The organism is Spirosoma aerophilum, from assembly GCF_054782495.1.
On the sequence record NZ_BAAGSJ010000004.1, the window covers coordinates 35,815 to 60,391 of the forward strand.

Below are 24,577 nucleotides of genomic sequence, written 5' to 3' on the forward strand. Positions count from 1 at the left end.
CTTTGTCCGGATACCAAACCACCGTTTCATGACTACTTCTGTACATACTAGCTGGGTAATTATTTTATTGATGACCTGTCAACTTACATTGGCACAACAACCGACCCAGCCCCCCAGCGATACAACTAACGCCACGAAACGGGTTATGCTTTCTGAAACGGTCAATCAAACACCCGCTCCCAAACAGGCAACCGAGAAGAACGAATTAAAATACAACCTCAACGAATCAGGCTCCCATTTCTTCAAAGCGACGTTTCTAAACCAGGCCTGGCTACAGTTTAATCAGAGTAACCCCGGCACAACCGTTGTTGGTGTTCCCAAAGACAACACCTTCTCGATCGGGCTACGCCGAACCCGGATACAGTTGTTTGGTCAGCTCAATGATCACGTTTTTTTATATTTCCAGTTCGGGATGAACAACTTCAATTACCTGAATGGTGGGTTTAACCAGACAGCCTCCTCGAACCGGAAAATACAGGCTTTCTTTCACGATGCCGTCGGCGAATACCTGGTGTGGAAAAACAAAGATTACCTGAAAATTGGCGGAGGTTTAACGGTTGTAAACGGACTATCGCGTTTTTCTTCCCCCAGTGTCAGCAGCATTATGTCGCTGGATGTGCCAATTTTTGCTCAGGCAACCGTTGACCAAACCGATGAGTTTTCCCGCAAATTAAGTCTGTATGCCCGTGGTCAGGTTGGTCATCTGGACTATCGCGTAGCTCTGAGCGACCCCTTCCCCATTCAAACCAATGGTGCCGCGCTGCCAGTTTATGGCCCAAACTCAATTTTTGCGCTGAAAGGTCACAATAAGCAGTTTCAAGGCTTGTTCATGTGGCAGTTCTTCGACAAAGAGGCCAATCAAACACCGGGGTATAACACAGGTACTTATCTGGGAGCCAAGAAGATTTTCAATCTGGAAGCTGGTTTTATTACCCAGAAGAACGCGATGGTACATCTGGCCGCTCCCGGCGATACGGTGTACGAAAACATGACGATGTGGTCGGTAGCATCTTTCCTGGATATGCCGCTGAACAAAGCGAAAGGAACGGCCGTCAATGCCTACCTGGGCTATTTTCACACCGATTACGGCAACAATTACCTTCGTTTTAACGGAGCATTGAACCCCGGCAGTGATATTGCCGCTACGCAGCGCCCCGGAGCATTGGGTGGTACACAAGGTAACTCATATCCCATGTTTGGCACGGGCAGTGTTGTATATGGGCAGTTTGGTTACCTGATGAAACGTGATCTGTTTGGGGCTGGCAACGGTACATTAATGCCTTATGTACAGGCGCAGATGGCCAGCTACCAGCGGGTTGCTGCTACGCTTGGCGTGTATAACATAGGCGTTAACTACCTCATTAAAGGCCACAATGGAAAGCTAACCCTCGACTATCAGAATCGCCCCTACTACTCCCCATCGTCCGGCACCTCGCAACTTTCGGCAGGCGGCCGACGCGGCCAGTTAACGCTGCAATACCAGGTATTTATTTAAGATTTTGCAAGTTGGACCCGCCTGACGGTTTAAAACCGACAAGGCACAAATCAGAAATCCCCGCCAAGAATCTGGCGAGGATTTTTTGTTTTTCTACGACTATTATTCCTGACAAGCATCTACTGCCATGTCTATCATTTCACGTTTGGCCGTGTTCTCGCTCACTTCTAATAACTCCAGACGGGTGCGGATAAGGCTCGTTTTCTGGTCGCCTTTCACATAGTACTTTTTACCAGCCTCCACTGTCAGGTCCAGTCCGGTTTCTTTCTTTATTAGTCCCACGCCACCCGTGTGCGCCGTTAGGGATAGCTTTCCAGGCTTCGTTTTGTATTCTATGAACCGGTTATTACTAAGCTTACAGATTTTTTCGCCGTTAGCGAACAACGCATAATTCAACGCAGAACCAAAATATTGACGGCCCCGGTAAATGTATATCGAAGCGAAATCGTCATGCGGACGAACGGCGAGTGAACTACCGTCGCTGCGAAAAGCAGTGCTGGCGAAACCCATACCGAAGAGAACAAAAAGCAGGGATGTTTTCATAAAAGATTACCATTAAATATGTAATTTAATTTATATGTAATTATAATAAATCAAATCACCACATCCATCCCGTTAAAACGAAAAGAGGCTCCGGTTAGGGAGCCTCTTTTTAGTACACGTATCGATCTGCACCTAAACACCAATATTCAGTGTGCTCAGTACACCATTCATGTTCCGAACGGCATCGGCCGATTTGTTGAAGGCTGCCTGCTCTTCGTCGGTCAGTTTGTAATCAATGATCTCTTCCCATCCATTGCGTCCCAATACGACCGGAACACCCAGGCAGATGTCGGACTGGCCATATTCGCCTTCCAGCAACACGCAGGATGGAATGATCCGCTTCTGGTCACGTACGATGGCTTCTACCATATAGGCACCAGCCGCACCCGGTGCATACCAGGCCGATGTACCGATCAGGCCGGTCAGGGTAGCACCACCTACCATTGTGTCGGCGGCTACTTTCTTCAGCGTATCTTCATTCAGGAATTGGCTTACCGGTACACCGGCTTTCGTAGCCAGGCGTGTCAGCGGAATCATGGTCGTATCGCCGTGACCACCGATAACCGACGCCTGCAGATCGTTGGGCGAGCACTCCAGTGCCAGCGACAGGTATGTTTTGAAACGGGCAGAATCAAGCGCTCCACCCAAACCAATGACCCGGTTCTTTGGCAAACCCGACGATTTGAGCGCCAGGTAAGTCATCGTGTCCATTGGATTAGAGATAATAATGAAAATCGCGTCGGGTGAGTATTTCAGAATATTTTCTGTTACACCTTTCACAATACCCGCATTGATACCGATTAGATCTTCGCGCGTCATACCCGGTTTACGGGGCAAACCCGAGGTAATCACAACAACATCGGAACCGGCCGTTTTCTCATAATCATTGGTAGAGCCCGTCAGCTTTATATCGCAGTCAAGCAGGGTTGATGCCTGAAGCATATCGAGCGATTTGCCTTCGCTGATGCCTTCTTTTATATCTAATAAAACGACTTCATGGGCGAGTTCCCGGCGAGCAATGTTATCAGCGCAGGTGGCTCCAACGGCCCCGGCACCTACTACGGTAACTTTCATACAGTATTCGGAATTAAAGGGTTAACAAACGATCGCAAAAGTACGTCTCCCGCTCAAGACAAACCAAAGTGTTCTGATTAAAACTTATAGTCAGTTCCAACGTTTATAATTTATTCGGTGAATTATTTTTGCGTGACATTCACTATACGTTACTTTACCAGTAGGCTTCAGGCCGGAATGACAGAAATAACAATGGCAAATAAGAGTCTTATATCACGAATATTAACATCTATTTTCTTCAAGCGGGCCAACGTGGGTGCTGTTCGATATGCTCGTAACTCCCGGAGTCTCTACCAGTTGATTCGGGATGCGCTGGAGAAAAGCGGTGGTTTATCAGGCAACAACATAGCCGCTTTTCGGGAGCAGCTCGGCGTTGTTACACGGCTGTTAAAAGCTTATGCGGCTGGTGATTACCGACAGCTGCCCTGGAAAACACTGATTCGGGTAATCGCCGTACTTATTTATTTTGTGTCGCCGATCGACATCCTGCCTGACTTTCTGCCCATTGTGGGCTTAACGGATGATATTGCGTTGATGTTCTGGCTCTTCAGCGGCATAAAAGACGATATTGAGAAGTTCCGGCAGTGGGAACAAACGACGGCCGCTACGGGTGAGATGACGACCCAGCCGGCTAAAACTATTAAGATTGGGTGAGTAAAAAGGGGGGAATCCTCCGTTTATGATTTACACCAGCGCTGTGCTGGCTGACGAATGGGAACATCAATCACGAACCCATTCGGTAACCGGAAGCAATTTTAAACAGCGGTCACGAAACCAAACAGACGATTGCTGCGTAAGTTTCACCGAGTTTTAATAGATTGTACGAGAGAGTTTTGTTAATTTTGCATACATTCAAATCCCAGGAAACATGATTTCGGCAAACATTTTGGCATTTATGGGTTTGGGCGGTCAGGAAATGATTTTTATCTTCCTGGCATTGCTCCTGTTGTTTGGCGCTAAAAAGATTCCCGAACTCGCACGGGGACTTGGTAAAGGCATCAAAGAATTCAAAGACGCTACCAAAGACGTTCGTGAAAATATCGAAGAAGGTCTGAAAGAGTCGGAGAAATAATCCGCTTCATTTATAGACAGACAATTAAGCAGCCCCAAACCGGAGCCGCTTAATTGTCTGTTTCTGCTTTATAGGGTTTCCATGTTACGTCTTTCGTTTTGACACTATACCGTAGCTTTTCCGCCGTTCAGGCCGATCTTAATAACGGCTCGCTCACCTGCCGCCAATTGGTAGAGCAATACCTCGTTCGCATTGACGAACTCCGCCACCTCAACGCGTTTACTGAAGTTTATGCCGATGAAGCCCGGCAACAGGCCGACACAGTCGACCAAAAGATAGCCACGGGCACAGCGGGCCGGCTGGCGGGTATGGTCATTGGCATCAAGGATGTTTTGAGTTATACCGGTCACAGCGTTCGGGCGGGCAGTAAGATCCTTGCTGATTTTACCGCCCAATTTACGGCCACAGCCATACAACGCCTGCTCGATGAAGATGTGATTATCATTGGACGGCAAAACTGCGATGAGTTCGCGATGGGCTCTTCAAATGAAAACTCCAGTTTCGGTCCTGTCCTCAATGCCGCCGATACCAGCCGCGTACCGGGCGGATCGAGTGGTGGCTCGGCCGTAGCCGTTCAGGCCGGACTGTGTCTGGCCAGCATCGGCTCCGACACGGGGGGATCTGTTCGTCAGCCAGCCGCTTTTTGTGGCGTAGTGGGTCTCAAACCAACTTACGGACGCATCAGCCGCTGGGGCCTCATTGCCTATGCATCATCCTTCGATTGCATTGGTCCCATTGCCAACACGGTCGACGATGCGGCCCTTTTGCTCGAAATAATGGCCGGAGCCGACGCCTACGACAGTACGGTTTCGAGCCAGCCCGTCACGGTTTATACCCAGACTACCTTACCCGATCGGCCACTTCGGATCGCTTATCTGCGGGATGGTGTCGAAAGCATGGGCGTCGATCAATCCATCCGGGAGGCTACCCAGAATAAGATTGACGCTCTTCGGGCCGCGGGCCATACGGTAGAACCCATTGACATCTCTCTTCTAAAGTATTTGCTGCCAACTTATTATATTCTGACCACGGCCGAAGCTTCGTCAAACTTATCGCGCTTCGACGGCGTACGATATGGTTACCGAAGTTTATCCAGCGACACACCAGCGTTGGATCTTTTGTCGTTGTACAAAAAAAGCCGGACAGAGGGGTTTGGTGCTGAAGTACGTAAACGCATTCTTTTGGGAACTTTTGCCTTGAGTGCCAGCTATTATGACGCTTATTATACAAAAGCCCAGCAAGTTCGCCGGTTAATTCGTCAGGAAGCAGAACAACTCTTTAATACATACGACTTTTTATTGTCGCCTACCACACCCACACCAGCCTTCAAACTGGGCGAGAAGACCGGCGGAAGTGCCAACGACGACCCATTACAGATGTACCTCGCCGATATATTTACGGTACAGGCCAACGTAATCGGTTATCCGGCCATTTCGATTCCAGCCGGTACAGATGCCAGCGGGCTACCCATTGGTGTTCAACTCATGGCTCCCCCGTTTGCAGAGGGAGCTTTGGTAGCTCTGGCAAAAAAGATGTACGATGCATGACGCATTAGTAGTGTCAAAGCATACATACATTTTGTATAAAAACGTAACTGAACGATACCTATATGAACTATCTGAACCGTAGCCTTCAAAAACTAGGGCTGTTGAGTACGGTAGTGGTTGGCCTGACGACAGTAACGCTCGCCAATCCAGTCGTGCCTCACCAGGACAGTACGATCGTAAAGAAAGACACTATTGCCGCTGTGCCAACCGTACCCGACAGTTTGCTACGGGAACGACTGGCCAAGCTGCAGAAAAGTATTCCCCTCAATTACCATAAGGCTGTTCAGGCCTACGTCGATTACTTTACCTTTCGAAAAGCCAGCACAACCAAAACAATGCTGGAGCGGATGCCGCTTTTTTTTCCGCTTTATGAACGTGTGCTGGCCCAATATGGCCTTCCCGACGAATTCAAATACCTGTCTATTGTTGAGTCGGCGTTGAACCCACGGGCGATTTCCCGCGCCGGTGCCGGCGGACTCTGGCAGATTATGCCCGGTACAGGGCGTGACTTACGACTGTATCAGGATGACTACGTCGATGAACGAATGGACCCCGTTAAATCCACCGAAGCGGCCTGTAAATACCTGCGTGATCTATACAACATCTTCGGCGACTGGGAACTGGCGATGGCGGCCTACAACTGTGGGCCCAATGCAGTTAAACGCGCCATGCGTCGGTCGGGGGGAGATTCCTTCTACACCATCTACGACGCCTTACCGAAAGAAACCCGTGGCTACGTACCCCAGTTTGTGGCCTTTACCTACCTGATGAATTATGCCAATGACCATGGTATTGTTGCCGAGAACTATGAGTACCCCATTCCGCACGATACGATACACGTGAGCGGCTACTTCAACCTCGAAACGTTTGCCAAACACAGCACCATGACGCTGGCCGATCTGCAAAAGATGAATCCGGCCATCACAACGACCATTTTACCCAATTACACAAACCGGTATCCACTCCGTGTTCCCCGTCAGCAATACGGTTATTTCGCCAGTCGTCGGCAGGCTATACTGGACTCTGCCCGTCAGCGCCCCGGCGTTATGGAGCACACGCTGCTGGCCAGTGCCGAAGACGTGCGCTATGGCAACGATTCGATGGGCATATGGCGTCAATTGAATCGTAACCCGCTGGCAGGGATAACGCTCGACGAAACACCTACCGAAGAGATGGTGGCTGAGCAGAGTAAACCGGGAACCAAATCAAAACTAGCCGCCCAACTTGCCCTGGCCGAATCGGCCGATGAGCCCGAGGAGGATATTGAAACGGTAGTCCTGCGCAAACCCCGCAAGCAGACGTATGTTGTCAAAAAAGGGGACAACCTGCTTCAGATCGCCGATCGCTATAACGTAGAGCTGTATGATATAAAGCGGTGGAATCACCTCCGTTCTACCACTATTCAACGAGGTCAAAAGCTGGTTATTCTGAAAGAAGTAGCCGAAACCCGTGCCGAGCGCCTGGCCGATCAGGGCACTGCTAAAAGCCGCAAAAAAGCGGAAGTATTGGCTAAATCGAAGCATTATAAGCCTCGCTATCATAAAGTACAGAGTGGTGATACGCTCTGGAACATTGTTCAGCGGTACGATCTGACCATCGACCAGCTCAAGAAAATGAACCACATCCACAGTAATTCTCTGCGGCCCGGACAAAAACTTATTGTTGGATAAAACCAATACACTACCCTCACGAACCCACGACGTTTTACCCAAAACGTCGTGGGTTTTTCGTATCTTTACTCTAACATAACTAGCTTAAAAACAAGCTTTTCCAGCTAACGAATGATTGCTTATTTAGACGGAACTCTGTCCTATAAAGAAGCTACCCATGTCATCATTGATGTACATGGAGTCGGCTACTCAGTACATATATCTCTCCAGACATACGCGGTTCTGCCCGGTGGTGGCGATCGCCTTAAACTGTTCATCCATCATCTCTTTCGAGAAGACTCGCAGGCACTTTATGGCTTTGCCAATGCCGATGAGAAAAGCTTGTTTCTAGATCTGATCGGTGTATCAGGTGTGGGCCCGAACACCGCTTTGGGCATGCTCTCGGCTATGCAGCCGGGCGACTTACGGCTGGCTATTCTGGGAGAGAATGTTCGGGCTGTGCAAGCCATCAAAGGCATTGGTGCCAAAACTGCCCAGCGCATCATTCTTGAACTACGGGACAAGATGAAAAAATCGGGCGTGGTACCCGACGGTCCCACCTACCGCCAGCAGGCAGCCGCCAACCCTGTGCGGGAGGAGTCTCTGGCTGCGCTGGTCGCTCTCGGCTTCCCCAAAGCAACCGCCGAAAAAAGTGTGGATGATGCGTTAAAAGCGGACCCATCCTTAAGCGTTGAAGATGTTATTCGACGGGCTTTACGGCAGTAACGACAAACGAATGGTCAATTAAACGTTAACCAAGCGTTTGGTTGACCATTCTGCTATCTACCCAAGTGCCTAAAAGTGGAAGGTAAAGACCTCAAACAAAAGGTTTCCATATAACATATTCTGTCTCTACCCATCACCCATAAGTAACTTTATGAGCTACTCATGGGTGATTATTTTTTTTACAAATACTCATTTCGAGCATATATAACAACTTAATATAACTTAAATAGCCGCATGACACCCTAATATGAGATTAATTAGTACTTTAGGGACTTGGTACACTATTGAGGACCGTTTTACCTAATAGTGCACAACAATAGTAGAAAGTCTCATTTCAATGGGTTGCTCATCAACTGACTTTCTATCGTTCATACTCAGCTACATTTAAGCGATTACGAGGCTACACTTTTCCGCATATGTATTAGTCATAAACGGATATAGCCCAGTACCCGTCTGTATAATACAGACAAGTTGACATTTCACTAAACTGGTCATCTTAGGCTTTTTCATGTCTTCGCCCTGACAAGAAGCCACCTATCTTGACCCGGATAGTAAAACCCTGTTGCCATCATACACCTTCCTGAATAAATGAAACTATCCATCTTAATTCCTGCCTTTAATGAAGAACGAACAATTCATTTCCTGCTCGAACAGGTTACCACGGCCCATCTTCCGAGAGATATTAAGCGAGAGATAATTCTTGTTGATGATTGCTCACAGGATATGACTCAGGAATGTGTTCAAAACTTCATGAGCCAATATGATAACGTCAACCTCAGGTATATCCGCCATGACGTCAACAAGGGAAAGGGCGCGGCTCTGTTAACGGGTATACAAGCGGCAAGTGGCGATTTTCTGGTTATTCAGGACGCCGATCTGGAGTATAACCCCGATGAATATCAGGTATTACTTCAGCCTTTACTTGATCAGAAAGCCGATGTTGTCTTTGGCTCGCGATTCCTGAGTGGCCATCCGCACCGGGTGCTATACTTCTGGCATTCAATCGGCAACAAGTTTCTCACCTTACTATCGAATATGTTTACGGATCTGAATCTTACAGATATGGAAACATGCTATAAAATGTTTCGGCTTCCTATTCTTAAGCAGATCAATTTACAGGAAAAACGATTCGGTTTCGAGCCTGAAATTGTAGCAAAAGTATCCCGGATACCGGGTATACGAATTTATGAAGTAGGCATATCCTATAATGGTAGAACATACGCAGAAGGGAAGAAAATTGGCTGGCGAGATGGCTTCAGAGCCATTTTCTGCATTATACGGTACAATATTTTTCCAGAGGTAAGCACGGTAATGATTAATTCAGCAGTAACCCCAATTCATGAACGTACTAATACTAACGTGGGTACTAATTAACCTTTGGTATGGTCAGTCAGTATTACGAACTCATAACAAAAACCCTGCACCAATTCGATTTGGCCTAACGGATTCCTTATTATTAATTACATCCGCCGTTTTTATCATAACCGAAACGTTAAGTTATTTTTCCCGATTAAATGAGGTAAACCTGAAAGTATCCTGGATCGCCGTAGCTGTTCTTTCTACGAGTTGGTCTATTTTCCAGTATAATAAAGGTGTCCCGCTGATACGTTTACGGTGGTCTCTGTTGAGCAGCTTCGAGCGTAAAATGCTGGCCTTTACAACGGTCATTTTGAGCTTAACGCTGCTCACAGCTTTTCTGTATCCACCCAATAACTTCGACTCTCTGGTCTATCATATGGGGAGGGTCGGACATTGGATACAACAGCAAAGTATTGAGCCTTTTGCTACGCATATCGAACGGGAGCTTTACCAACCACCACTGGCAGAATGGCTCATTCTACACACAATGCTGTTAAGCCAGTCCGACTTGTGGGCAAACTCGGTCCAGTGGCTGTCTGGAGTTGGTTGCCTCATAAGCCTATCTATACTCAGCAAACAACTAGGTGGCTCCCGAACGGTACAGATGGCAACTATGTTCATGGCAGTAACCATACCAATGGTTATACTGCAATTATCATCTACCCAGAACGATCTGGTCGTATCCTTCTATTTGATTTTAACAGTCATTTATCTGGTACGTTACTATCAAAACAGGCATTTAATGTCTATCGGCTGGGCTAGTCTTGCCCTGGGATTTGCCTTTCTCACGAAAGGGACGGCCTATTTATTAAGTGCTCCGATACTATTGACATGGGGTGTCCTGGAGCTTAGGCGGCTGGTCCGTGTTTCGGGCTTAGGCCGGGGTGGCCTGCGTGCTCTGTATAAGCTGGCCTTACCTCTCATGTTGATGTTAACGATAAGTCTGGGCCTGAATGTGGGCCATTACTCCCGTAACATCCTTGTCTTTGGACATCCCTTAACAGACCCTAAACTTGGCAGTGAGTATACCAATGCATACCACTCCGGGAAAATGTTAATCTCGAACGTGAGCCGTAATCTGGCGCTTCATTTTGGTTTTCCCGGTGTACATTGGGTGGTTCAGCATGGCGTTGACGAACTACACTCGCTAATGAACGCCGACATCAATGATGTTAACACTACGTACTCGGGCAGTCATTTTACTTTACCAAGGCTGAGCAACAATGAAGATAATGCGTCTTCCTTTTTACATATCTTATGGCTGACAGCAAGTATTATATGGCTCATTCGTCAAAATAAGCTTCCAAATCGTGTCTCCTACTTTGTACTGACAGCAACAATTATCACGGCATTTATTCTGTTTTGCTTTTATCTGAGGTGGCAACCCTGGCACAGCCGTTTGCATACGACATTGTTCCTACTAAGCTCACCCATAGGCGCTGTTTGCTTAGTATCAGCACTCGATAAGAAAATACAATGGCCGTATTGGTTGTTCATTCTGTCGGCAAGTGTCTTTGCACTGACTAATCCTTTTAGACCGCTGATAACCCTCCCGCCACTCACCCAACGGATATCCTTTTTAGACAGCCGGGAACAAAAATACTTTGTTAATGAACCTCAAAACTATGCTACATTTAACCAGATTGCCTCACTGTTAAATCAGAAGCGATCTGACAGGGACACTACACGAGTGGGCTTATTTCTGATCGAAAATAGCTTTGATTATATGTGGTATCAAAAATTGAAAGGGCCCATTTTACTCTACCATATCCGTGTGCAGACCGCAAGCCGATTACTCGATACACACCCGCCTGCCGATTACATCATTTCGACCAAAACACTAAGCGATACACTTCACTACCAGGATAAAATTTTCAGAAGGGTAGTCCCACAAAGCGGAAGCATAGCCGTGTTTGCCCCTCAAAAATAACCACCGCCCTCCAGTATTCGATTTGTTCGGATGCCTTCCAACAGATTCGAAGGCCCCAACATTAACTGCTGGCGTAATCTTTATAAATCGTTTTCGATTTATCCCCGGTTTCCAGAAAAGCAGCGTGATGTCGTCGTTTCCGTCTGCAAAACCAACTACGTAAAAAAAGCGAAAGACGGCACCGGGCCATCTTCCGCTTTCAGTATGTAAGTGAATGGTTGAATGTTTCTTATACGAGCGCCTTCATTTAGTTTACGCCAGCCGCCTGCTTTTGCTTTTCTTTAGCAACGGCTTTCAATTCTTTGGCTTCTCCTTTCATTACTTTCTTCTCCGCCTTTTCCATCTTTCTGTCGGCTTTGGCCATTCTGGTTTTAGGGTCCGATACGCCCTTAATTTCCAAACCTTTATGGGTTCTGGCTTCCATTTTGTACTCCTGTGCTTTAGCCACTTTTTTCTCCGCCTTCATTTCTTTCTTGGCAGCTTTTCCTTCCTGAACAGCTTGGGCAACACTTGGCTGAACAACCGCCAACAATGCAACGGCCGAAGCAGCGATGATTAATTTTTTCATAACGATTGACTGTTTGTGTAGTAAAAACATGAAACGAAAATCATTTCAATAGTATCGAACTAGCGCCAAACAAATATGTTCATCATTTAGATAGATAAGTATTTATCCTATAATACCTATAGAAAATACCTAAATTATGTAACCTACTGATAAATAGATACTAACAACTTAAGTCTGTAAATCAAAAAGTTGAAAATATTTTTTAAAAGGTTAACTTTTTTGTCTTTAGTTAATCGGGCTGTTTTTCAGATTCATCTCCAGATAATTAGTGTACTGCTGATACAACAGCAGCTGAGTACCGGCGCTGTAAGCAACCCCGTGGGCACCCGGCGGGTATATCCGTAAGTCAGCATCTTTACCCGCATCTTCGAGGGCGTTCATTAGCTGAAATGTGTTCCGAACGTGCACGTTCTCATCCATCGTTGAGTGGGCGATGAACTGTCCTGAACCCACAAAAGTGCGCCAGTATAAAGTGGAGAAAATCGTACGATTGTATTATCTTAAACAGCTAGACAATTGTTCGTAATGGCCTTGGCCAAATCATGTCGCGAAATGGGCATTAGCGAGGCCACTTATTACAAACGGAAAAAGGTTCAGCGGATTGGAGGTTGCCGAACTCCGACAATTGCATCAGTTAGAAAAAGAAAACCGTCAGTTAAAACAGCTAGTAATCGATTTAAGCCCAGACAAACAAATGCTTCAGGGTGTGCTCAAAAATGCTTTGAGGCCAGTTCAGCAAGTAAAACTGGCCTCAAGTTTAATGGAAAGCCATTGGGTTTCGGCTCGTGGTGCATATTCTGTTGTTAAATCTCGTCGATACTCCTTGCAATTTAAGTCTCGCCTTTGAGATGACTCTATGGAAACGAATCAAAGAAATTGCCCAAGTATGGGTTCGGTGCGGTTATCAGCAGATTTATGTGTTGCAGCGCACAGAAGGCTGGCGAGACAACCATAAAAGAGTGTATAGAATATACTGTGAAAAAGGTTTGCATCTCAGCAGCAAGTGTCTTCGTCGTAATCGAGCGGCTGCCCACCGGTTTGAACGAGCACAATTCTATAGTATTCACAAATGCTGGAACCGCCCTCTGTAGCGGCATGGATTTTGTCGCTGATCAGTTATTTGATGGGTGAAAAACCTGGTGTTGACTGTAGTGGATAATTATAGTTGGTAGTACTTGGCAATTCATGATGGCCAGTTATTGAAAGGAGACGATACAGTGGCAGTGATGAATTAGACAAAAGTTATACAATTGGTAATATCCGAACAGATTCAAACCGACAATGGTAGTGAGTTTATTTCAAAAGTGCTCGATTTATGCGGGGCCGCCCGTTCGGGCGTATGACAATGGGGTAACATTAGATTTCTCGAGACTTGATAAGCCCATTGATGACCTTTCTGTTGAATCTTTCGATGTCAATTTCTGAGACGACTGTTTAAGTACGCTCTGGTTCTTATTATTGGCAGATACACGCCAAAAAATTGAATACTGGCGGCAAGAATACAATAATTCCCGACCTCACAGTTCGCTGGGAAGATTAACCTCGAAAGAGGTTGGAAGGGGAATGTAATACAAACTAATGAACGTCCGATCCTCAATCCTTAAGCGGAACGCTTCTTCGGGAGAATCCCCAACGTTTGCTTATTAAACGGCGAATCAGAGCGATTACACAGTATGGTATCCCTTTACTCCATAAGTTAAAAAAGGGTTATGCAGCAAGACGGTTGGAACCATTAATCTTTTTGCTTCTCCTTCATTTGCCTTGAATCTGATCAAGATCAGAACCGGTTTCTACAAAAAAACACATGTATATCAATAGATAAACAAATATAAATTTTCTGACTCAATCTTGAACTGACAAATGTTGAAATTAACTAAATACGATGTATTATAACTTTATATTTCCTTTTACAGCAAAGAATAAATGAAAAAATAAACATAGTAAATAATATATATTTTTTCCATAAGTCTAGTCTAAAAATACATTAATTAGACATATTTTTACCTTTGCTTGGATAAATTAATACCAAGCATACGACAAATATATTTATGTCTTCCGCTCCACAAGATGAAAGTAAATTTGAACAGTTGATTATGGATCTGAGTCAATTGCTCACCTATACTATTGGCCGAAGTGTAGATAATGAAATTGTTGTTTTAAACAACAAAGTCAGCGGGTATCATGCCCGCCTTATTCAGTGTACCCCTATCCGTTTTGTCCTTGAAGATTTGGCTAGTAAAAACGGATCGTACGTCAATGGCAACCGTATTACACGTAAAGTAGTTGACAATAACGATCTGATTCAACTCGCAGATACAGAGTTCACGACAGATACACTTCTATCTTTGCTAAAAGATAGACCGATTAAGTCCACAAATATAGCCCAACCCGCGCCATTTGAAACCCAATCCAATAATAAACAGGCTGTATCTCCACTAGATTTTTGTACCTCTTTTTCCGATTTACGGCAGGTCTATGAACAATATCCGAAACTTCGTCGGGATTGTCGTAATCGCGAAAAAATGATTCGGACAGGAAGTGTTATTCTTTCATCTGTTGTTGGCGTAAGTGCTGTTTTATCAACAGGAGGTGGGGCCTTGCCATTTATTCATATTATGTCTGGAGCCGGCTTGAGCGTACTAGTACCAACACTATGTTCCACTTTATTGTCTACCGATGAAAAGTTGGAGATTATTGATAAAGAATACCGCGAAAAATATCGCTGTCCTAATCCTGATTGTCGTGACCCATTTGGGAATCGTGAATGGGAGCTACTTGCTCAACAAAAAACCTGTCGACGTTGTCAAGCTGTGTGGACGAAGTAAAAAATCTGGTCTATGGCCACTTACCTTTTTAACGTACATCCTATTAACTGGTATCTTTCACAATTTATCATACGATAAACTTTATGTCACAACTTTCCGAACAGACTGACGTCCAAACAGATACTTATTCCATGGCATCTTCCCCCAAAACAGGACCTAATCCTACGCAAAAGAAAATACTCGGAATTTCAGCTGCTACTTTATTATTAGGCGGTGCCGCCTGGGCTATTACGCAAGACAAATCATCTCCTGGATCCACTATTCCAAGTAACGGCTTACCAAAGACAGGGACTACGCAACTTCCTGAAGATGTAGATGTTGCCCAGAAGGTAACCGAAACCATGACCTTTGAGCAGGCGTTCGAAGCAGCTCGTACTGAAGTTGGGATAGGAGGAATATTTGGCTGGCATGGTCACTGGTATAACACATTCGAAAAAGAAGAATGGAGTAGCTTATCATTGGAACAACGGCAGGAGTTTACAGAAATGATTACTCAGGAGCATCTGCCCGTGAAACCATATGGAGTTCCCCATACTCACGCACCGGAAACACATATGGCATCAACTCCTGAACCTACTATTATTGAGGGCCATATCAATGGACAGCGCGTGATGGGTCTTGATTTTGATCGGGATGGTATTATTGATACCCTGATAATGGAAGGATCAAATGGTAGTACGTATAAGATAGTCGATGCCCATGGCGACAATGGAATGGATACACTTTTACGTTATGATTCCTTCACGGGTGAATTAATAGCCTATGAAAAGCTCGACGAGTCCTTCATTTTAAGCAACGATCAATTTAGCCATGGGCTGGAAGCCAGTATGTCGAAAGAAGTGGTGGATTCAATTCTTGAACCAGAGATAACGGCACCAGCCACCCCCGAAATGTCGAATGAAAGTGGTGACGATGAGCCAGCATTGGAAGAAGAACAATACCTTGCCGATTCGCATGAGCCCGATGATGATACCTATATAAATAATGGTGATGTGCATGACATGGACGACCAGTAGACATGGGAGAATTCAAAACGACGCTGATTGTCTGCCAGCACTGTGGCCGTAAAATAATGGTTCGTGCCGCCGATGCTGAACGAGGATTTATCCAATGTACTCATACCGGCTGTAGGGTCATAAATACATTACGGAAACCATTTCACTATGATGAGCATATCGTCCAGGGACTACCTTCCTTCGGGCAACTCACCCATATCAATGAACCAGAAACCACTTATCCGCTTCAGTTAGGTCATAATATCATTGGAACTGCTGACACCTGCACAGTTCAGGTGCCCCGGTTTATGCATAATGGTCGGTGTTTTATCAGCCGTAAGCATTGCACCCTAACCATTACGTTCGATAAGTGGACAGGGCAATTGCGATATCAACTTCATGATGGAGCTGCCGAAGTTGACTCCAAGACGATCAAATACAGTTTAAACGGCACTCAGTTAGCTAAAACTCTTTTGCTAAAAACAGAAATTGTTGATGTCGCAGACCAAGAGATAATCACCTTGGGCGGGCTTGACCGCTTTCGTCTGACGCATTATTCAATCCCGTCTGTTACGCTCGAAACCTATAAAATTGAGTTGGATTATAACCCAGATCGTACGGAATAGCTTATGCAGATTCATCCAACATATCCCTTTGGCTTTTCGCACATTGGCCAACGAACTATCAATCAGGATACCCTGTATCCAGCTGTTGGCATGGCCACTGAACATACACAACTTTTTGTTATTTGTGACGGCATGGGCGGGGCTGACAAAGGCGAAATTGCTAGTCAGTTGGTTTGCAATGCTATACAGGAATATAGCACTGCGATGGACTCACCAGTTTTTGACCTGGTTCATTTACAAACAGCTCTTGATCAAGCATACGAGGCTTACTACATGTACTTTCAGCAACATCCATTTGTAAGTCGAATGGGTTCGACACTTGCGCTCCTGCAAATTCATCAGGAAGGCCTCACAATTGCTCATATTGGCGATAGCCGGGTGTATCAACTGAGAGCAGGTAAAATTATCTTTCAGACTAAAGACCACCGACAGGTAAACGACATGGTGGAGTCGGGCATTATTACTGCGACACAGGCACTCACTCATCCTTGGCGCAATCGACTTAGTAAGGCTATCGTTGCCAGCTCAACAGATAAACGAAATAACTTAATCCGTGCGGTTCCAGACCTAATTACCCTGACTGATATTCGGGCAGGTGATTACTTTTTTATGTGTACAGATGGTCTTCTGGAGCAAGTAGATGACTACGCCCTGGAAGCCACATTGGCAGGTGATATACCTGATCAGGCCAAAATCCAATCCTTACAGACACTATGCGATGGGCAGACCAGGGATAATTATTCGGGTTATTTGATCGGCATCCATTGCGTAAAACAAACCGAATCCGTTCATGTAAATAGTACTTTTGAAACCTATGCTCATTAGTGTTCTCCTTAGTTTAAGTTTGCTTTTTGGTTATCAGCGAGCTTCTATACCCGGAAAAACGTATGCTGTCGTTATCGGAATCTCTGACTATCAGGCACTTACATATACAACGGGTGATCTGCGATTTGCAGATCGGGATGCGCATCAGATGGCCACTTTTTTGCAAAGTAAAGCAGGAGGCAGCATCTCGCGCGCTCACTTACGTCTCCTGACCAATCGGCAAGCCACGCAGAACGCTATTCGAGAAGCGTTGGAACTTTTCCAGCAAGCTGGTACTGATGACCGTGTTATCCTTTATTTTTCAGGACACGGTTTACCCGACAGTTTTGTTCCTTATGATGCACAACCGGGCGACCAGCGTAGGCTATTAACGTATAAGGCTATCAAAACGGCTTTCCGTGAATCAAAAGCAAAAACGAAATTGTGTATTGCAGATGCATGCCTCTCGGGGGGAATAACTCAACAAAAGACGACCCGACCAACGCTGGCCACCAATGTGCATGACGGTAGCCATGTAGCCATGATGCTTGCCAGTCGATCCACTCAAAGCGCAGTTGAGGACGGCAGATTAGCTGGTGGTGCTTTCACTTACTTTTTACTAAGGGGCTTGAGAGGACAAGGAGACCTTGATAGTAATGGCATTGTAACCATAAAAGAATTGCATAAGTACGTAACTCCCCAAGTTAAGAAACGAACCAAAGGACATCAAACACCAATTTTTTACGGGCGTTTCCCAGATACATTACCTTTATCGTATCTTTGAACTAACCCTTCTATGTAGATCAATATGACCATATGAGTCAAACATTTACTTCTTTTAAGGAATTCAAGCAACGTTATCCAATCCGCCCGAATGATGAAGGGTCTTTGTTGGGTAGTGGTTCATATGGGCGGGTTATAAAAGTTGAGGATCAGTTGGAAACCGAATGGGTTGCCATTAAAATAAGTGAATTTAAGGGAAATGATACAAAGTCACTAAAGGCTGAAGTAGAACTGGCAAAGCGAGTGCCCCGGCAAGCTAACATAGCTCGATACGACACCTGCCATCGGCTTGAAACGGATACAAGCATTAGTGATTTCGCGATTATGAAGTATTACCCTGACGGTAATCTGGCCGATCTGCTCCGAAACGTTGTGTTAGCCCCTGGCCAAATTTATGATATAACGCAAGGGATTCTACTGGGACTTCAACATCTGCACAAGAATCGCATTGTTCACCGCGATTTTAAGCCTGCCAACATTCTTATATCTCGCGATAATGCCGGTCGATTCATTCCTAAAATTGCCGACTTTGGACTCAGTAAACTAGTCAGTGATGACGAACTCGATAGTTCTGATTTCGATCTGAGCGATGGGCGCGGTACACCATCCTACAAAGCACCCGAGCAGATAGAAGGTAGCCGGGTTAGTTTTAATCTCGACTTATGGGCATTTGGTGTTATCCTGTACGAAATAATGACAGGCGAAAAGCCTTTTCGGTCCGATGCCCGCAACAGTAGTGAACAATCCGTTCGGCGAGAGATCGAAAAGAAAATCATAACCGTTGAGTTGCCGTCTCGCCTGAGTCAAATTGCCGAGCCCTATAGGGCCATAATACGGAGGTGTCTAGTACGCGATATTCACGAACGCGCCCGAAAAGAGGAGGAACTATTAGATCTGTTGGATTTGATTCCTCATCTGTTGGGTGAAGCGCAAAAACAGCTTTATCATCAGGAATATCAATCAGCTCTTAGCTTGTTTGAGCAGGTACTCGCTAAGCGAGAACACCATGGCGAAGCACAAAAAGGAGTAGAACAGTGTACGCTAGCTATTCAGCAGCAGCTTATAGTAAATCTGCTGAACGAAGCCAACGTGTTTATCCAACAGCAACGCTTTGATCAGGCTAAAGACTGCTATGAGCAGGTGTTGCAACGTAACGCATCCCACGATATGGCCATTCGGGGCCTGGCTTTTTGCATTGACAAACTCCGGCCTAAACCGCTGGTTACTGAGCCAGAACGAACGGATATCTATCAGGAACAGGACGAACATACAGATATTTACGAACCACCTGGAGCACCAATCGTTACGCCAACTGTAGCAGAGCCGGCAAAAGCAATCAAGGTTGCCAACCCTGAAAAGCATGGAGATGTAGCGCCCCTCTCCCCTGTTATTCAACCAATTGTCACGAACACATCTTACCGAACGTTTCCCTGGAAAGTAATGGCTCCTGTATCGCTGGTTGTAGGTGTCCTGGTCTTTTATTTTAACCAGCCAAAAGAGGAAGGAGTAACAAAAAGACAAGACAGTACAATAACAACTAGCGTAGTACCCTCTATAGGAAGTGCTACCGATAGCATCGGAAAGATTTCTGGCCCAAGTGAAATTAATTCCGTTCCTGGCGAATCGAGAGAAGCGCTTAATAGACGGATAGATATTGCTCTCAAGAAAGCTCAACAGGCTTTTGGTATGAAAGACTTTGCGTACACGATTGACATGGCTAGTAGTGCGTTGAATTTAGACCCTACTCGCCGGGATGTGATCACACTACGCGATGAAGCTATCAAGGAAAGCCGGAAGAAAGCCCAGGAAGAGGCAAAGGTGGCACCCGTGCTTCCGGTAGAACCACCTAAAAATACAACGCCAGAACCAGAACCCGATAAGCCCAAAACAACGGAGCCAGCTGCGCCGGAAAATTTAAAAAAGGAAGCTCAGGAGAAATACGATCAGTTAATTGAGGAAGGTATGAAAGCCATTAGTGGCAATAACAAGGCAAAAGCTATTGTGACCTTCACCAAAGCGCAGGCATTTGCAAAAGAAAATGACTTAGGCACTGCCAAAGCCGATGCGGCATATACATACACCATGAGCAAAGGCAAAAGTTATTTTGACAGAGATGAATTTGATGGTGCTAAAGGTTGGTACCAGGTAGCCCAAGCCTTAAAAGATACCGAAGACGTCAAACGAAAACTTAAACAATGTACAGATCAGTAACTCAATTTTATGCATAAACTACTACACCCGTTTATCCTTGTCCTTTTCCTGACACTTGTTTTACAGCCCTCTATCCGAGCGGTGTGCCGCCCATCGGGGGGCGTCGTTATCATTGACGATGAATATGATCGGTACAAAAAAAGAGGGGATGATTTTTTTAAAGAAGGTCGATATGTCGAAGCACGGCGGCAATATCAAAACTGTCTTGAAGTACCTGGTTTTGAGAACGACCGCTACGCTAAAGAACAAATCGCAGAGTGCACGACCGGCTTAATGCTTCGGCAGCAAGCCGATGATGCTATGCGGCAAAACAAAGGACCAGAAGCAATCAAACTCTTTGGTCAACTGCTAAATCTTAATCCTGATGATGCTATCACAAAAGCGCAGTTGGGAGAATATTATGAACGTCAGGGCAACCAGCTTTTTAACCAAAAGCGGTATGTTGAAGCTAAAAATGGCTATAAAGAGGCCCTGAAATTTGCCACTTCAACAAAAAAAGAATCGCTATTAATTCAACTTCAGGTTATAGAAGACATCTTATTTCCCAAACCTTCAAAACGTATTGGTTTAAAAGCTTTGACGGGTGTGATCGCTGTAGGAACCGGAGCCTACGCATTACTCTTACGGAGTGATTATCAATCAAAATTGAGTACACTTACGCAAATTAACCAAACCGCTGATCCTACCGGAAGTGGTATAATCGCTAATCCAGACACATATCGGCAATATAATGAGGCTTACACAGCTGCCGAAGCCGCTCAGCAAAAAAACGGCTTATTCAAGGCTTGTATAGGTGTTGCTGCTTTGGCGACGATAGCTGAAATCTATCTGCTAGTACACAAGCCAAAGCAACGCACTAGCGCGCTTCAATGGAAACCTTCATCCCAGTCGTGGGGCCTGGCAGTTGGCTACACATTCTAAGCTTTCCTATTCATACCACAAAATACTTCTTTTGATAATGAATCGCTCATATACTTATATACTTTGCTTTCTTTTAGCTTGTAGTAGCGGAGTACTGATTTTAAGTTGTAACAGTTGGGATTTACCCACCAAAAAGTCGCAACGGAATTGCGAACCTCCCAGTGGGAGTTTGGAAGCGTTACCTCAAGATCGAAAAGTTAATTTTTCAATAAGCGCTCAAAAAGGTACAATCGACCAGGTGATCTGGGATTTTGGTAATGGCAGCACTACCATCACGACCGGCACAACGGTGGTTTATACTTATCCCGAATCAGGCACATATGTAGTAAATGCAACGCTAACAAACACCTGTGCTAATAGGATAATACTTACACGTACTATTTCTGTAAATAATGCCGTGCCGCCTGTAGTAACGATACAAGCTATTTCGAATATTTATACCACTACCGCATTAACCGGAATGACTGTAACCTCGAATGGTAACGCACCGATCATTAAATACGGAATGTGTTATTCAACTTCCAAACAATTACCTGATGTCGATTCAGACCCTAAAGAGGAAAGAACAGGCGATGTTGGAACAAACATTTCAATACCCATTTCATTAACAAATCTGCAGCCTAATACACGGTATTATGTGCGCAGCTATGCCATTAATTCATATAATAAAATTGGCTACAGTGCTACAGTCCAAACCATTCAGACGCAGCAAAGCCCCATCGTGGCTGCCAATGGAACCTCAAAGGTAAGCGCAACGGCGGCTTCAATAAATTTTGTTATTCTGAATATGGGTAATCCAGCCGCTTATGAATTTGGGGTCTATTATTCGTCGGAAACCAACGATCCCAATGTAAACAGTCCATCTTCTAAAGTCGTTTCTCCGACTGTCGGTACTAATATACTTATTGATCTAAATAACCTCACGCCCAATAAACTCTATTACTACCGGGCATATGCTAGGCTATCGTCTGGTGAGATAATCTATGGGCCTGTGTTGTCATTTACGACCCCGCTAGATCCAGTTTCGAAAGATTTAATTGCTCAAGTATCATTTACTGACCGATCGCTACAGGATGCCAGTGGTTACAACAATCACGTAAAGCTGGTGGGCGATGCTTCATTCACTACAGATCGTACTGGAAAGGGAAACTCAGCTGTAATGCTCGATGGCTCGGGCGATTATTTCTACATGGATGACAATGGCACACTAAATCCAGATGAGATGAGTGTTAGCCTTTGGATAAAACCTGCTTCAAGCAATGGGCGTATGCAGATTTATAACAAATCACGGTTCAGTGATGGCTTACCCCAAACATACAGCTCACTGATTAAGCTGGAAAATGATATAGGTCCCTCTCTTACATTTATGACTAACATTAAGCAAGGGAGTAATTGCCAGGGCGGAGTGGGCTGGCAGGATCTGGCATTCACCAGTCCAGTTGTACTGAACACCTGGTATCATCTTGTTTTTACATACAGTGGCAAATCTGCCCGAATGTACTTTAACAACGTTCTGGTATTTAAGACCGATAATCTTCCTTACAACACAATAGATAAATGTGCGGGGGGCGAATTGAAGTTTGGTGCTCAATATCAGTCACTACCTTGGTATTTTAATGGAGCTATGGACGATATCCGTATTTATAAACGAGCTATTACAGCAGCCGAAGTAGAAACGCTGTTCAAGTTGTAATGAAGTTACTTCACTTTCTGAAGTACACGCTGCGCCAGTGATTGAAAAGGATGGGCCTTATCGGTGCTGATTCGCTTCAGTATAGGTAAGGCCTTCTTCTTCTGGTCATTCTTAACATAAGCCAGAGCCAGAAACCATTCAGCTTTTTGTCGAAGTTGCTGAGACGGAGCCTCTTGCGCTTCAATCAATATGGGTATTGCCTCTGTAGGTTGCTTGTTAGCCAGATAGCTAAGTCCTAAGAAATAGTTTTTGTAATAAATAGTCTGTTCGTTGGCGGTAAGGGTGGTTAGTTGCTTAATAACCTGATCATACTTACCTGCCTTGTATTTCGTTATAGCATTCAAAAATTCAGTCCGTACGGACGGAGCAACGCTGCTGGAGGGAAAATCTTTCAGCAAGTCATTGGACGGGTCGGGCGAAAGGGTTTCGACATAAGCAATGTCGGCCTGGCTATTTCCGGTCTGCTGATAAATGTAATAGCCAACACCTAAAGCCATAACCAGCGATGCAGCCGCAACCCAATATCGCCAGCTAAACAAGGGACGAACGAGGGGCTGTTTATCTTCTTCTATTGCATCCACAGCTACTGAGGATGCTTCGTACTGTGCCTTCGCTCGTTCTAGTGCGCGTTCAATACCTAAGGCACGCAACCCAAGCCGGATAGCCCGTTGCCGGCCAACTTCCGCACGAAGCTCAACATCGGCCTGGATATCTTTCTCAAACAATGCTCGGTCTGTTGCTGATAGCTCATTGGCCAGATAAGCCTCAATTATCTCATATTGCTCTTCCGATAACTTCATAAACCTTGCTGATTAGCGGTTTTCAGATAAAAATTTTTCAGCTTTTCAGCACAATCATACCGCTTCGACTTTACGGAGGACTCTTTCATACCAAGCCGTTCGGCAATTTCCCGCAGTGATAGTTCATCCACATAAAACCACTCAATTAATTTTCGGCACTCATCCTTAAGTTGGCCAAGCGATTGCCGAACAACACGAACAATATCCATTCGTTCTAAATCCTTAACTATGTCCGCCGTATCAACCATATCAAGTGTATCGGGCATAGCAGCACGTGTACGTAAACGAGACGATTTTAATTCAGTCAACCATACGCGTTTACAATACTCAAAGACCACAGTAGTTATTCGGGCACTTTCTAGAAGCTGATAGCTACCGGTTTCTACATTGAGCAGAAAGCTCATCAATCCCTTCTGAAAGGCATCCTGAGCATCCATTTCTGAACCGCTGTTTGTTAATACCCAATATCGGAAAGAAGGATAGGACTCAGCATACAAAAACTGATAAGCCTGCTCATCACGGCGACTCAAGGCATTGTAAAAATCTTGTTCTGTTGAGTAGACAGGTAATAGACGAGTTGACATAAAATTGTAGAATGAGCGAATATAAAACCCAGAAGCACACAATCTTACCCGTCAGCTAATTATTGGTTAATAGGACCTAAGCTAAAAAGGTAAGTCAAACCTATTGTTTAATTATTTTTCATATCCCCGACTTACCTTTTCGTACCTCAAGCGATCTATAACCGAAGCTTAGCTTTTAGCGTAGTTGAACCCGTTAATAGGGTTATCTACTTCTAAAGATATTAAGCGGGTTATAACACCGATTTCCCTAAAAACCAGGTGGCGTAAGCTGAAAAGCCAATAGAGTAAGCAGTGCTTAAATTTTATTCAAGATGAAAAATTTCATCCTATTGTCAATTCTTATGCTTACTAATTCACTTATAATGGCTCAGT

The 24,577-nt window shown here is 45.1% G+C and carries 21 protein-coding genes and 2 pseudogenes; 17 read left to right on the forward strand and 6 right to left on the reverse strand.

Annotated elements, in window-relative coordinates; genetic code table 11:
- Positions 1-28 precede the first annotated feature (28 nt).
- Positions 29-1,495, forward strand: a complete 1,467-nt coding sequence (locus tag ACYVK4_RS02085) for a hypothetical protein (RefSeq protein WP_461125830.1) — start codon at positions 29-31, stop codon at positions 1,493-1,495.
- Between the two features lie 102 nt (positions 1,496-1,597).
- Here ACYVK4_RS02085 and ACYVK4_RS02090 read toward each other — a convergent pair whose 3' ends face one another.
- Both ACYVK4_RS02090 and mdh read right to left on the reverse strand, forming a co-directional pair.
- Positions 1,598-2,038, reverse strand: a complete 441-nt coding sequence (locus ACYVK4_RS02090; protein ID WP_461125831.1) for a DUF2846 domain-containing protein — start codon at positions 2,036-2,038, stop codon at positions 1,598-1,600.
- A 132-nt stretch (positions 2,039-2,170) separates the two neighbouring features.
- On the reverse strand, positions 2,171-3,112 hold the full coding sequence (mdh, locus tag ACYVK4_RS02095; RefSeq protein ID WP_461125832.1) for a malate dehydrogenase: 942 nt from the start codon (positions 3,110-3,112) through the stop codon (positions 2,171-2,173).
- A 192-nt stretch (positions 3,113-3,304) separates the two neighbouring features.
- On the opposite strand from mdh, the gene ACYVK4_RS02100 reads away from it, so the two are divergent.
- The 7 genes from ACYVK4_RS02100 to ACYVK4_RS02130 all read left to right on the forward strand — a co-directional run bounded on the left by ACYVK4_RS02100 (position 3,305) and on the right by ACYVK4_RS02130 (position 11,395).
- Positions 3,305-3,766 (forward strand): YkvA family protein, encoded by a 462-nt coding sequence (locus ACYVK4_RS02100; protein WP_461125833.1) that lies wholly within the window; start codon positions 3,305-3,307, stop codon positions 3,764-3,766.
- Positions 3,767-3,980: 214 nt separating this feature from the next.
- Entirely contained in the window at positions 3,981-4,184 is a 204-nt protein-coding gene (locus ACYVK4_RS02105; protein ID WP_012928982.1) for a Sec-independent protein translocase subunit TatA/TatB, read from the forward strand.
- Between the two features lie 98 nt (positions 4,185-4,282).
- On the forward strand, positions 4,283-5,731 hold the full coding sequence (gene gatA, locus ACYVK4_RS02110) for an Asp-tRNA(Asn)/Glu-tRNA(Gln) amidotransferase subunit GatA (protein ID WP_461125834.1): 1,449 nt from the start codon (positions 4,283-4,285) through the stop codon (positions 5,729-5,731).
- A gap of 62 nt (positions 5,732-5,793) precedes the next feature.
- Positions 5,794-7,401, forward strand: a complete 1,608-nt coding sequence (locus ACYVK4_RS02115) for a lytic transglycosylase domain-containing protein (protein ID WP_461125835.1) — start codon at positions 5,794-5,796, stop codon at positions 7,399-7,401.
- 111 nt (positions 7,402-7,512) lie between these two features.
- Positions 7,513-8,106 (forward strand): Holliday junction branch migration protein RuvA, encoded by a 594-nt coding sequence (gene ruvA / locus ACYVK4_RS02120; protein ID WP_461125836.1) that lies wholly within the window; start codon positions 7,513-7,515, stop codon positions 8,104-8,106.
- Positions 8,107-8,694: 588 nt separating this feature from the next.
- A complete protein-coding gene (locus tag ACYVK4_RS02125) occupies positions 8,695-9,480 on the forward strand; it encodes a glycosyltransferase family 2 protein (RefSeq protein WP_461125837.1) in 786 nt (261 codons plus the stop codon).
- A gap of 295 nt (positions 9,481-9,775) precedes the next feature.
- The gene (locus ACYVK4_RS02130) at positions 9,776-11,395 is read left to right on the forward strand and encodes an ArnT family glycosyltransferase (RefSeq protein WP_461125838.1); all 1,620 of its coding nucleotides are present in this window, start codon (positions 9,776-9,778) and stop codon (positions 11,393-11,395) included.
- Between the two features lie 247 nt (positions 11,396-11,642).
- Here the strand turns inward: ACYVK4_RS02130 and ACYVK4_RS02135 are convergent, their stop codons facing one another.
- A complete protein-coding gene (locus ACYVK4_RS02135) occupies positions 11,643-11,963 on the reverse strand; it encodes a hypothetical protein (RefSeq protein ID WP_461125839.1) in 321 nt (106 codons plus the stop codon).
- Positions 11,964-12,188: 225 nt separating this feature from the next.
- Positions 12,189-12,404: pseudogene (locus ACYVK4_RS02140) on the reverse strand (prolyl oligopeptidase family serine peptidase); the annotation flags it as partial.
- Between the two features lie 996 nt (positions 12,405-13,400).
- Here ACYVK4_RS02140 and ACYVK4_RS02145 point away from each other — a divergent pair.
- The 9 genes and pseudogenes from ACYVK4_RS02145 to ACYVK4_RS02185 form a co-directional block, all read left to right on the forward strand.
- Positions 13,401-13,532, forward strand: a pseudogene (locus tag ACYVK4_RS02145) (integrase core domain-containing protein); the annotation flags it as partial.
- 479 nt (positions 13,533-14,011) lie between these two features.
- A complete protein-coding gene (locus ACYVK4_RS02150) occupies positions 14,012-14,788 on the forward strand; it encodes an FHA domain-containing protein (RefSeq protein ID WP_461125840.1) in 777 nt (258 codons plus the stop codon).
- A gap of 83 nt (positions 14,789-14,871) precedes the next feature.
- Positions 14,872-15,804: a hypothetical protein gene (locus tag ACYVK4_RS02155; RefSeq protein ID WP_461125841.1), complete on the forward strand. Its 933-nt coding sequence runs from the start codon at positions 14,872-14,874 to the stop codon at positions 15,802-15,804.
- A gap of 2 nt (positions 15,805-15,806) precedes the next feature.
- Positions 15,807-16,409, forward strand: a complete 603-nt coding sequence (locus tag ACYVK4_RS02160; RefSeq protein WP_461125842.1) for an FHA domain-containing protein — start codon at positions 15,807-15,809, stop codon at positions 16,407-16,409.
- Positions 16,410-16,412: 3 nt separating this feature from the next.
- Positions 16,413-17,234 (forward strand): PP2C family protein-serine/threonine phosphatase, encoded by an 822-nt coding sequence (locus ACYVK4_RS02165; RefSeq protein WP_461125843.1) that lies wholly within the window; start codon positions 16,413-16,415, stop codon positions 17,232-17,234.
- The gene (locus tag ACYVK4_RS02170; RefSeq protein WP_461125844.1) at positions 17,224-17,997 is read left to right on the forward strand and encodes a caspase family protein; all 774 of its coding nucleotides are present in this window, start codon (positions 17,224-17,226) and stop codon (positions 17,995-17,997) included. The genes ACYVK4_RS02165 and ACYVK4_RS02170 overlap by 11 nt, the downstream gene beginning before the upstream one ends.
- Before the next feature lie 32 nt (positions 17,998-18,029).
- On the forward strand, positions 18,030-20,207 hold the full coding sequence (locus tag ACYVK4_RS02175; protein WP_461125845.1) for a serine/threonine-protein kinase: 2,178 nt from the start codon (positions 18,030-18,032) through the stop codon (positions 20,205-20,207).
- A gap of 9 nt (positions 20,208-20,216) precedes the next feature.
- Entirely contained in the window at positions 20,217-21,128 is a 912-nt protein-coding gene (locus ACYVK4_RS02180) for a tetratricopeptide repeat protein (protein ID WP_461125846.1), read from the forward strand.
- Between the two features lie 169 nt (positions 21,129-21,297).
- Positions 21,298-22,821 (forward strand): LamG domain-containing protein, encoded by a 1,524-nt coding sequence (locus ACYVK4_RS02185; protein ID WP_461125847.1) that lies wholly within the window; start codon positions 21,298-21,300, stop codon positions 22,819-22,821.
- Positions 22,822-22,826: 5 nt separating this feature from the next.
- On the opposite strand, the gene ACYVK4_RS02190 is transcribed toward ACYVK4_RS02185, so the two are convergent.
- Entirely contained in the window at positions 22,827-23,621 is a 795-nt protein-coding gene (locus tag ACYVK4_RS02190) for a hypothetical protein (RefSeq protein ID WP_461125848.1), read from the reverse strand.
- The gene (locus tag ACYVK4_RS02195) at positions 23,618-24,205 is read right to left on the reverse strand and encodes an RNA polymerase sigma factor (RefSeq protein ID WP_461125849.1); all 588 of its coding nucleotides are present in this window, start codon (positions 24,203-24,205) and stop codon (positions 23,618-23,620) included. The genes ACYVK4_RS02190 and ACYVK4_RS02195 overlap by 4 nt, the downstream gene beginning before the upstream one ends.
- Positions 24,206-24,577: the final 372 nt, after the last annotated feature.

Excerpts from the sequence above, each read along its gene's own strand:
- ACYVK4_RS02175 (WP_461125845.1), top strand. The coding sequence starts at position 18,030 with ATGAGTCAAACATTTACTTCTTTTAAGGAATTCAAGCAACGTTATCCA.
- ACYVK4_RS02180 (WP_461125846.1), top strand. The coding sequence starts at position 20,217 with ATGCATAAACTACTACACCCGTTTATCCTTGTCCTTTTCCTGACACTT.
- ACYVK4_RS02135 (WP_461125839.1), bottom strand. The coding sequence starts at position 11,963 with ATGAAAAAATTAATCATCGCTGCTTCGGCCGTTGCATTGTTGGCGGTT.
- ACYVK4_RS02100 (WP_461125833.1), top strand. The coding sequence starts at position 3,305 with ATGGCAAATAAGAGTCTTATATCACGAATATTAACATCTATTTTCTTC.
- ACYVK4_RS02165 (WP_461125843.1), top strand. The coding sequence starts at position 16,413 with ATGCAGATTCATCCAACATATCCCTTTGGCTTTTCGCACATTGGCCAA.
- ACYVK4_RS02155 (WP_461125841.1), top strand. The coding sequence starts at position 14,872 with ATGTCACAACTTTCCGAACAGACTGACGTCCAAACAGATACTTATTCC.
- ACYVK4_RS02190 (WP_461125848.1), bottom strand. The coding sequence starts at position 23,621 with ATGAAGTTATCGGAAGAGCAATATGAGATAATTGAGGCTTATCTGGCC.
- ACYVK4_RS02115 (WP_461125835.1), top strand. The coding sequence starts at position 5,794 with ATGAACTATCTGAACCGTAGCCTTCAAAAACTAGGGCTGTTGAGTACG.
- ACYVK4_RS02150 (WP_461125840.1), top strand. The coding sequence starts at position 14,012 with ATGTCTTCCGCTCCACAAGATGAAAGTAAATTTGAACAGTTGATTATG.
- ruvA (WP_461125836.1), top strand. The coding sequence starts at position 7,513 with ATGATTGCTTATTTAGACGGAACTCTGTCCTATAAAGAAGCTACCCAT.
- ACYVK4_RS02090 (WP_461125831.1), bottom strand. The coding sequence starts at position 2,038 with ATGAAAACATCCCTGCTTTTTGTTCTCTTCGGTATGGGTTTCGCCAGC.
- mdh (WP_461125832.1), bottom strand. The coding sequence starts at position 3,112 with ATGAAAGTTACCGTAGTAGGTGCCGGGGCCGTTGGAGCCACCTGCGCT.
- ACYVK4_RS02085 (WP_461125830.1), top strand. The coding sequence starts at position 29 with ATGACTACTTCTGTACATACTAGCTGGGTAATTATTTTATTGATGACC.
- ACYVK4_RS02125 (WP_461125837.1), top strand. The coding sequence starts at position 8,695 with ATGAAACTATCCATCTTAATTCCTGCCTTTAATGAAGAACGAACAATT.
- ACYVK4_RS02105 (WP_012928982.1), top strand. The coding sequence starts at position 3,981 with ATGATTTCGGCAAACATTTTGGCATTTATGGGTTTGGGCGGTCAGGAA.
- ACYVK4_RS02160 (WP_461125842.1), top strand. The coding sequence starts at position 15,807 with ATGGGAGAATTCAAAACGACGCTGATTGTCTGCCAGCACTGTGGCCGT.
- ACYVK4_RS02170 (WP_461125844.1), top strand. The coding sequence starts at position 17,224 with ATGCTCATTAGTGTTCTCCTTAGTTTAAGTTTGCTTTTTGGTTATCAG.
- ACYVK4_RS02195 (WP_461125849.1), bottom strand. The coding sequence starts at position 24,205 with ATGTCAACTCGTCTATTACCTGTCTACTCAACAGAACAAGATTTTTAC.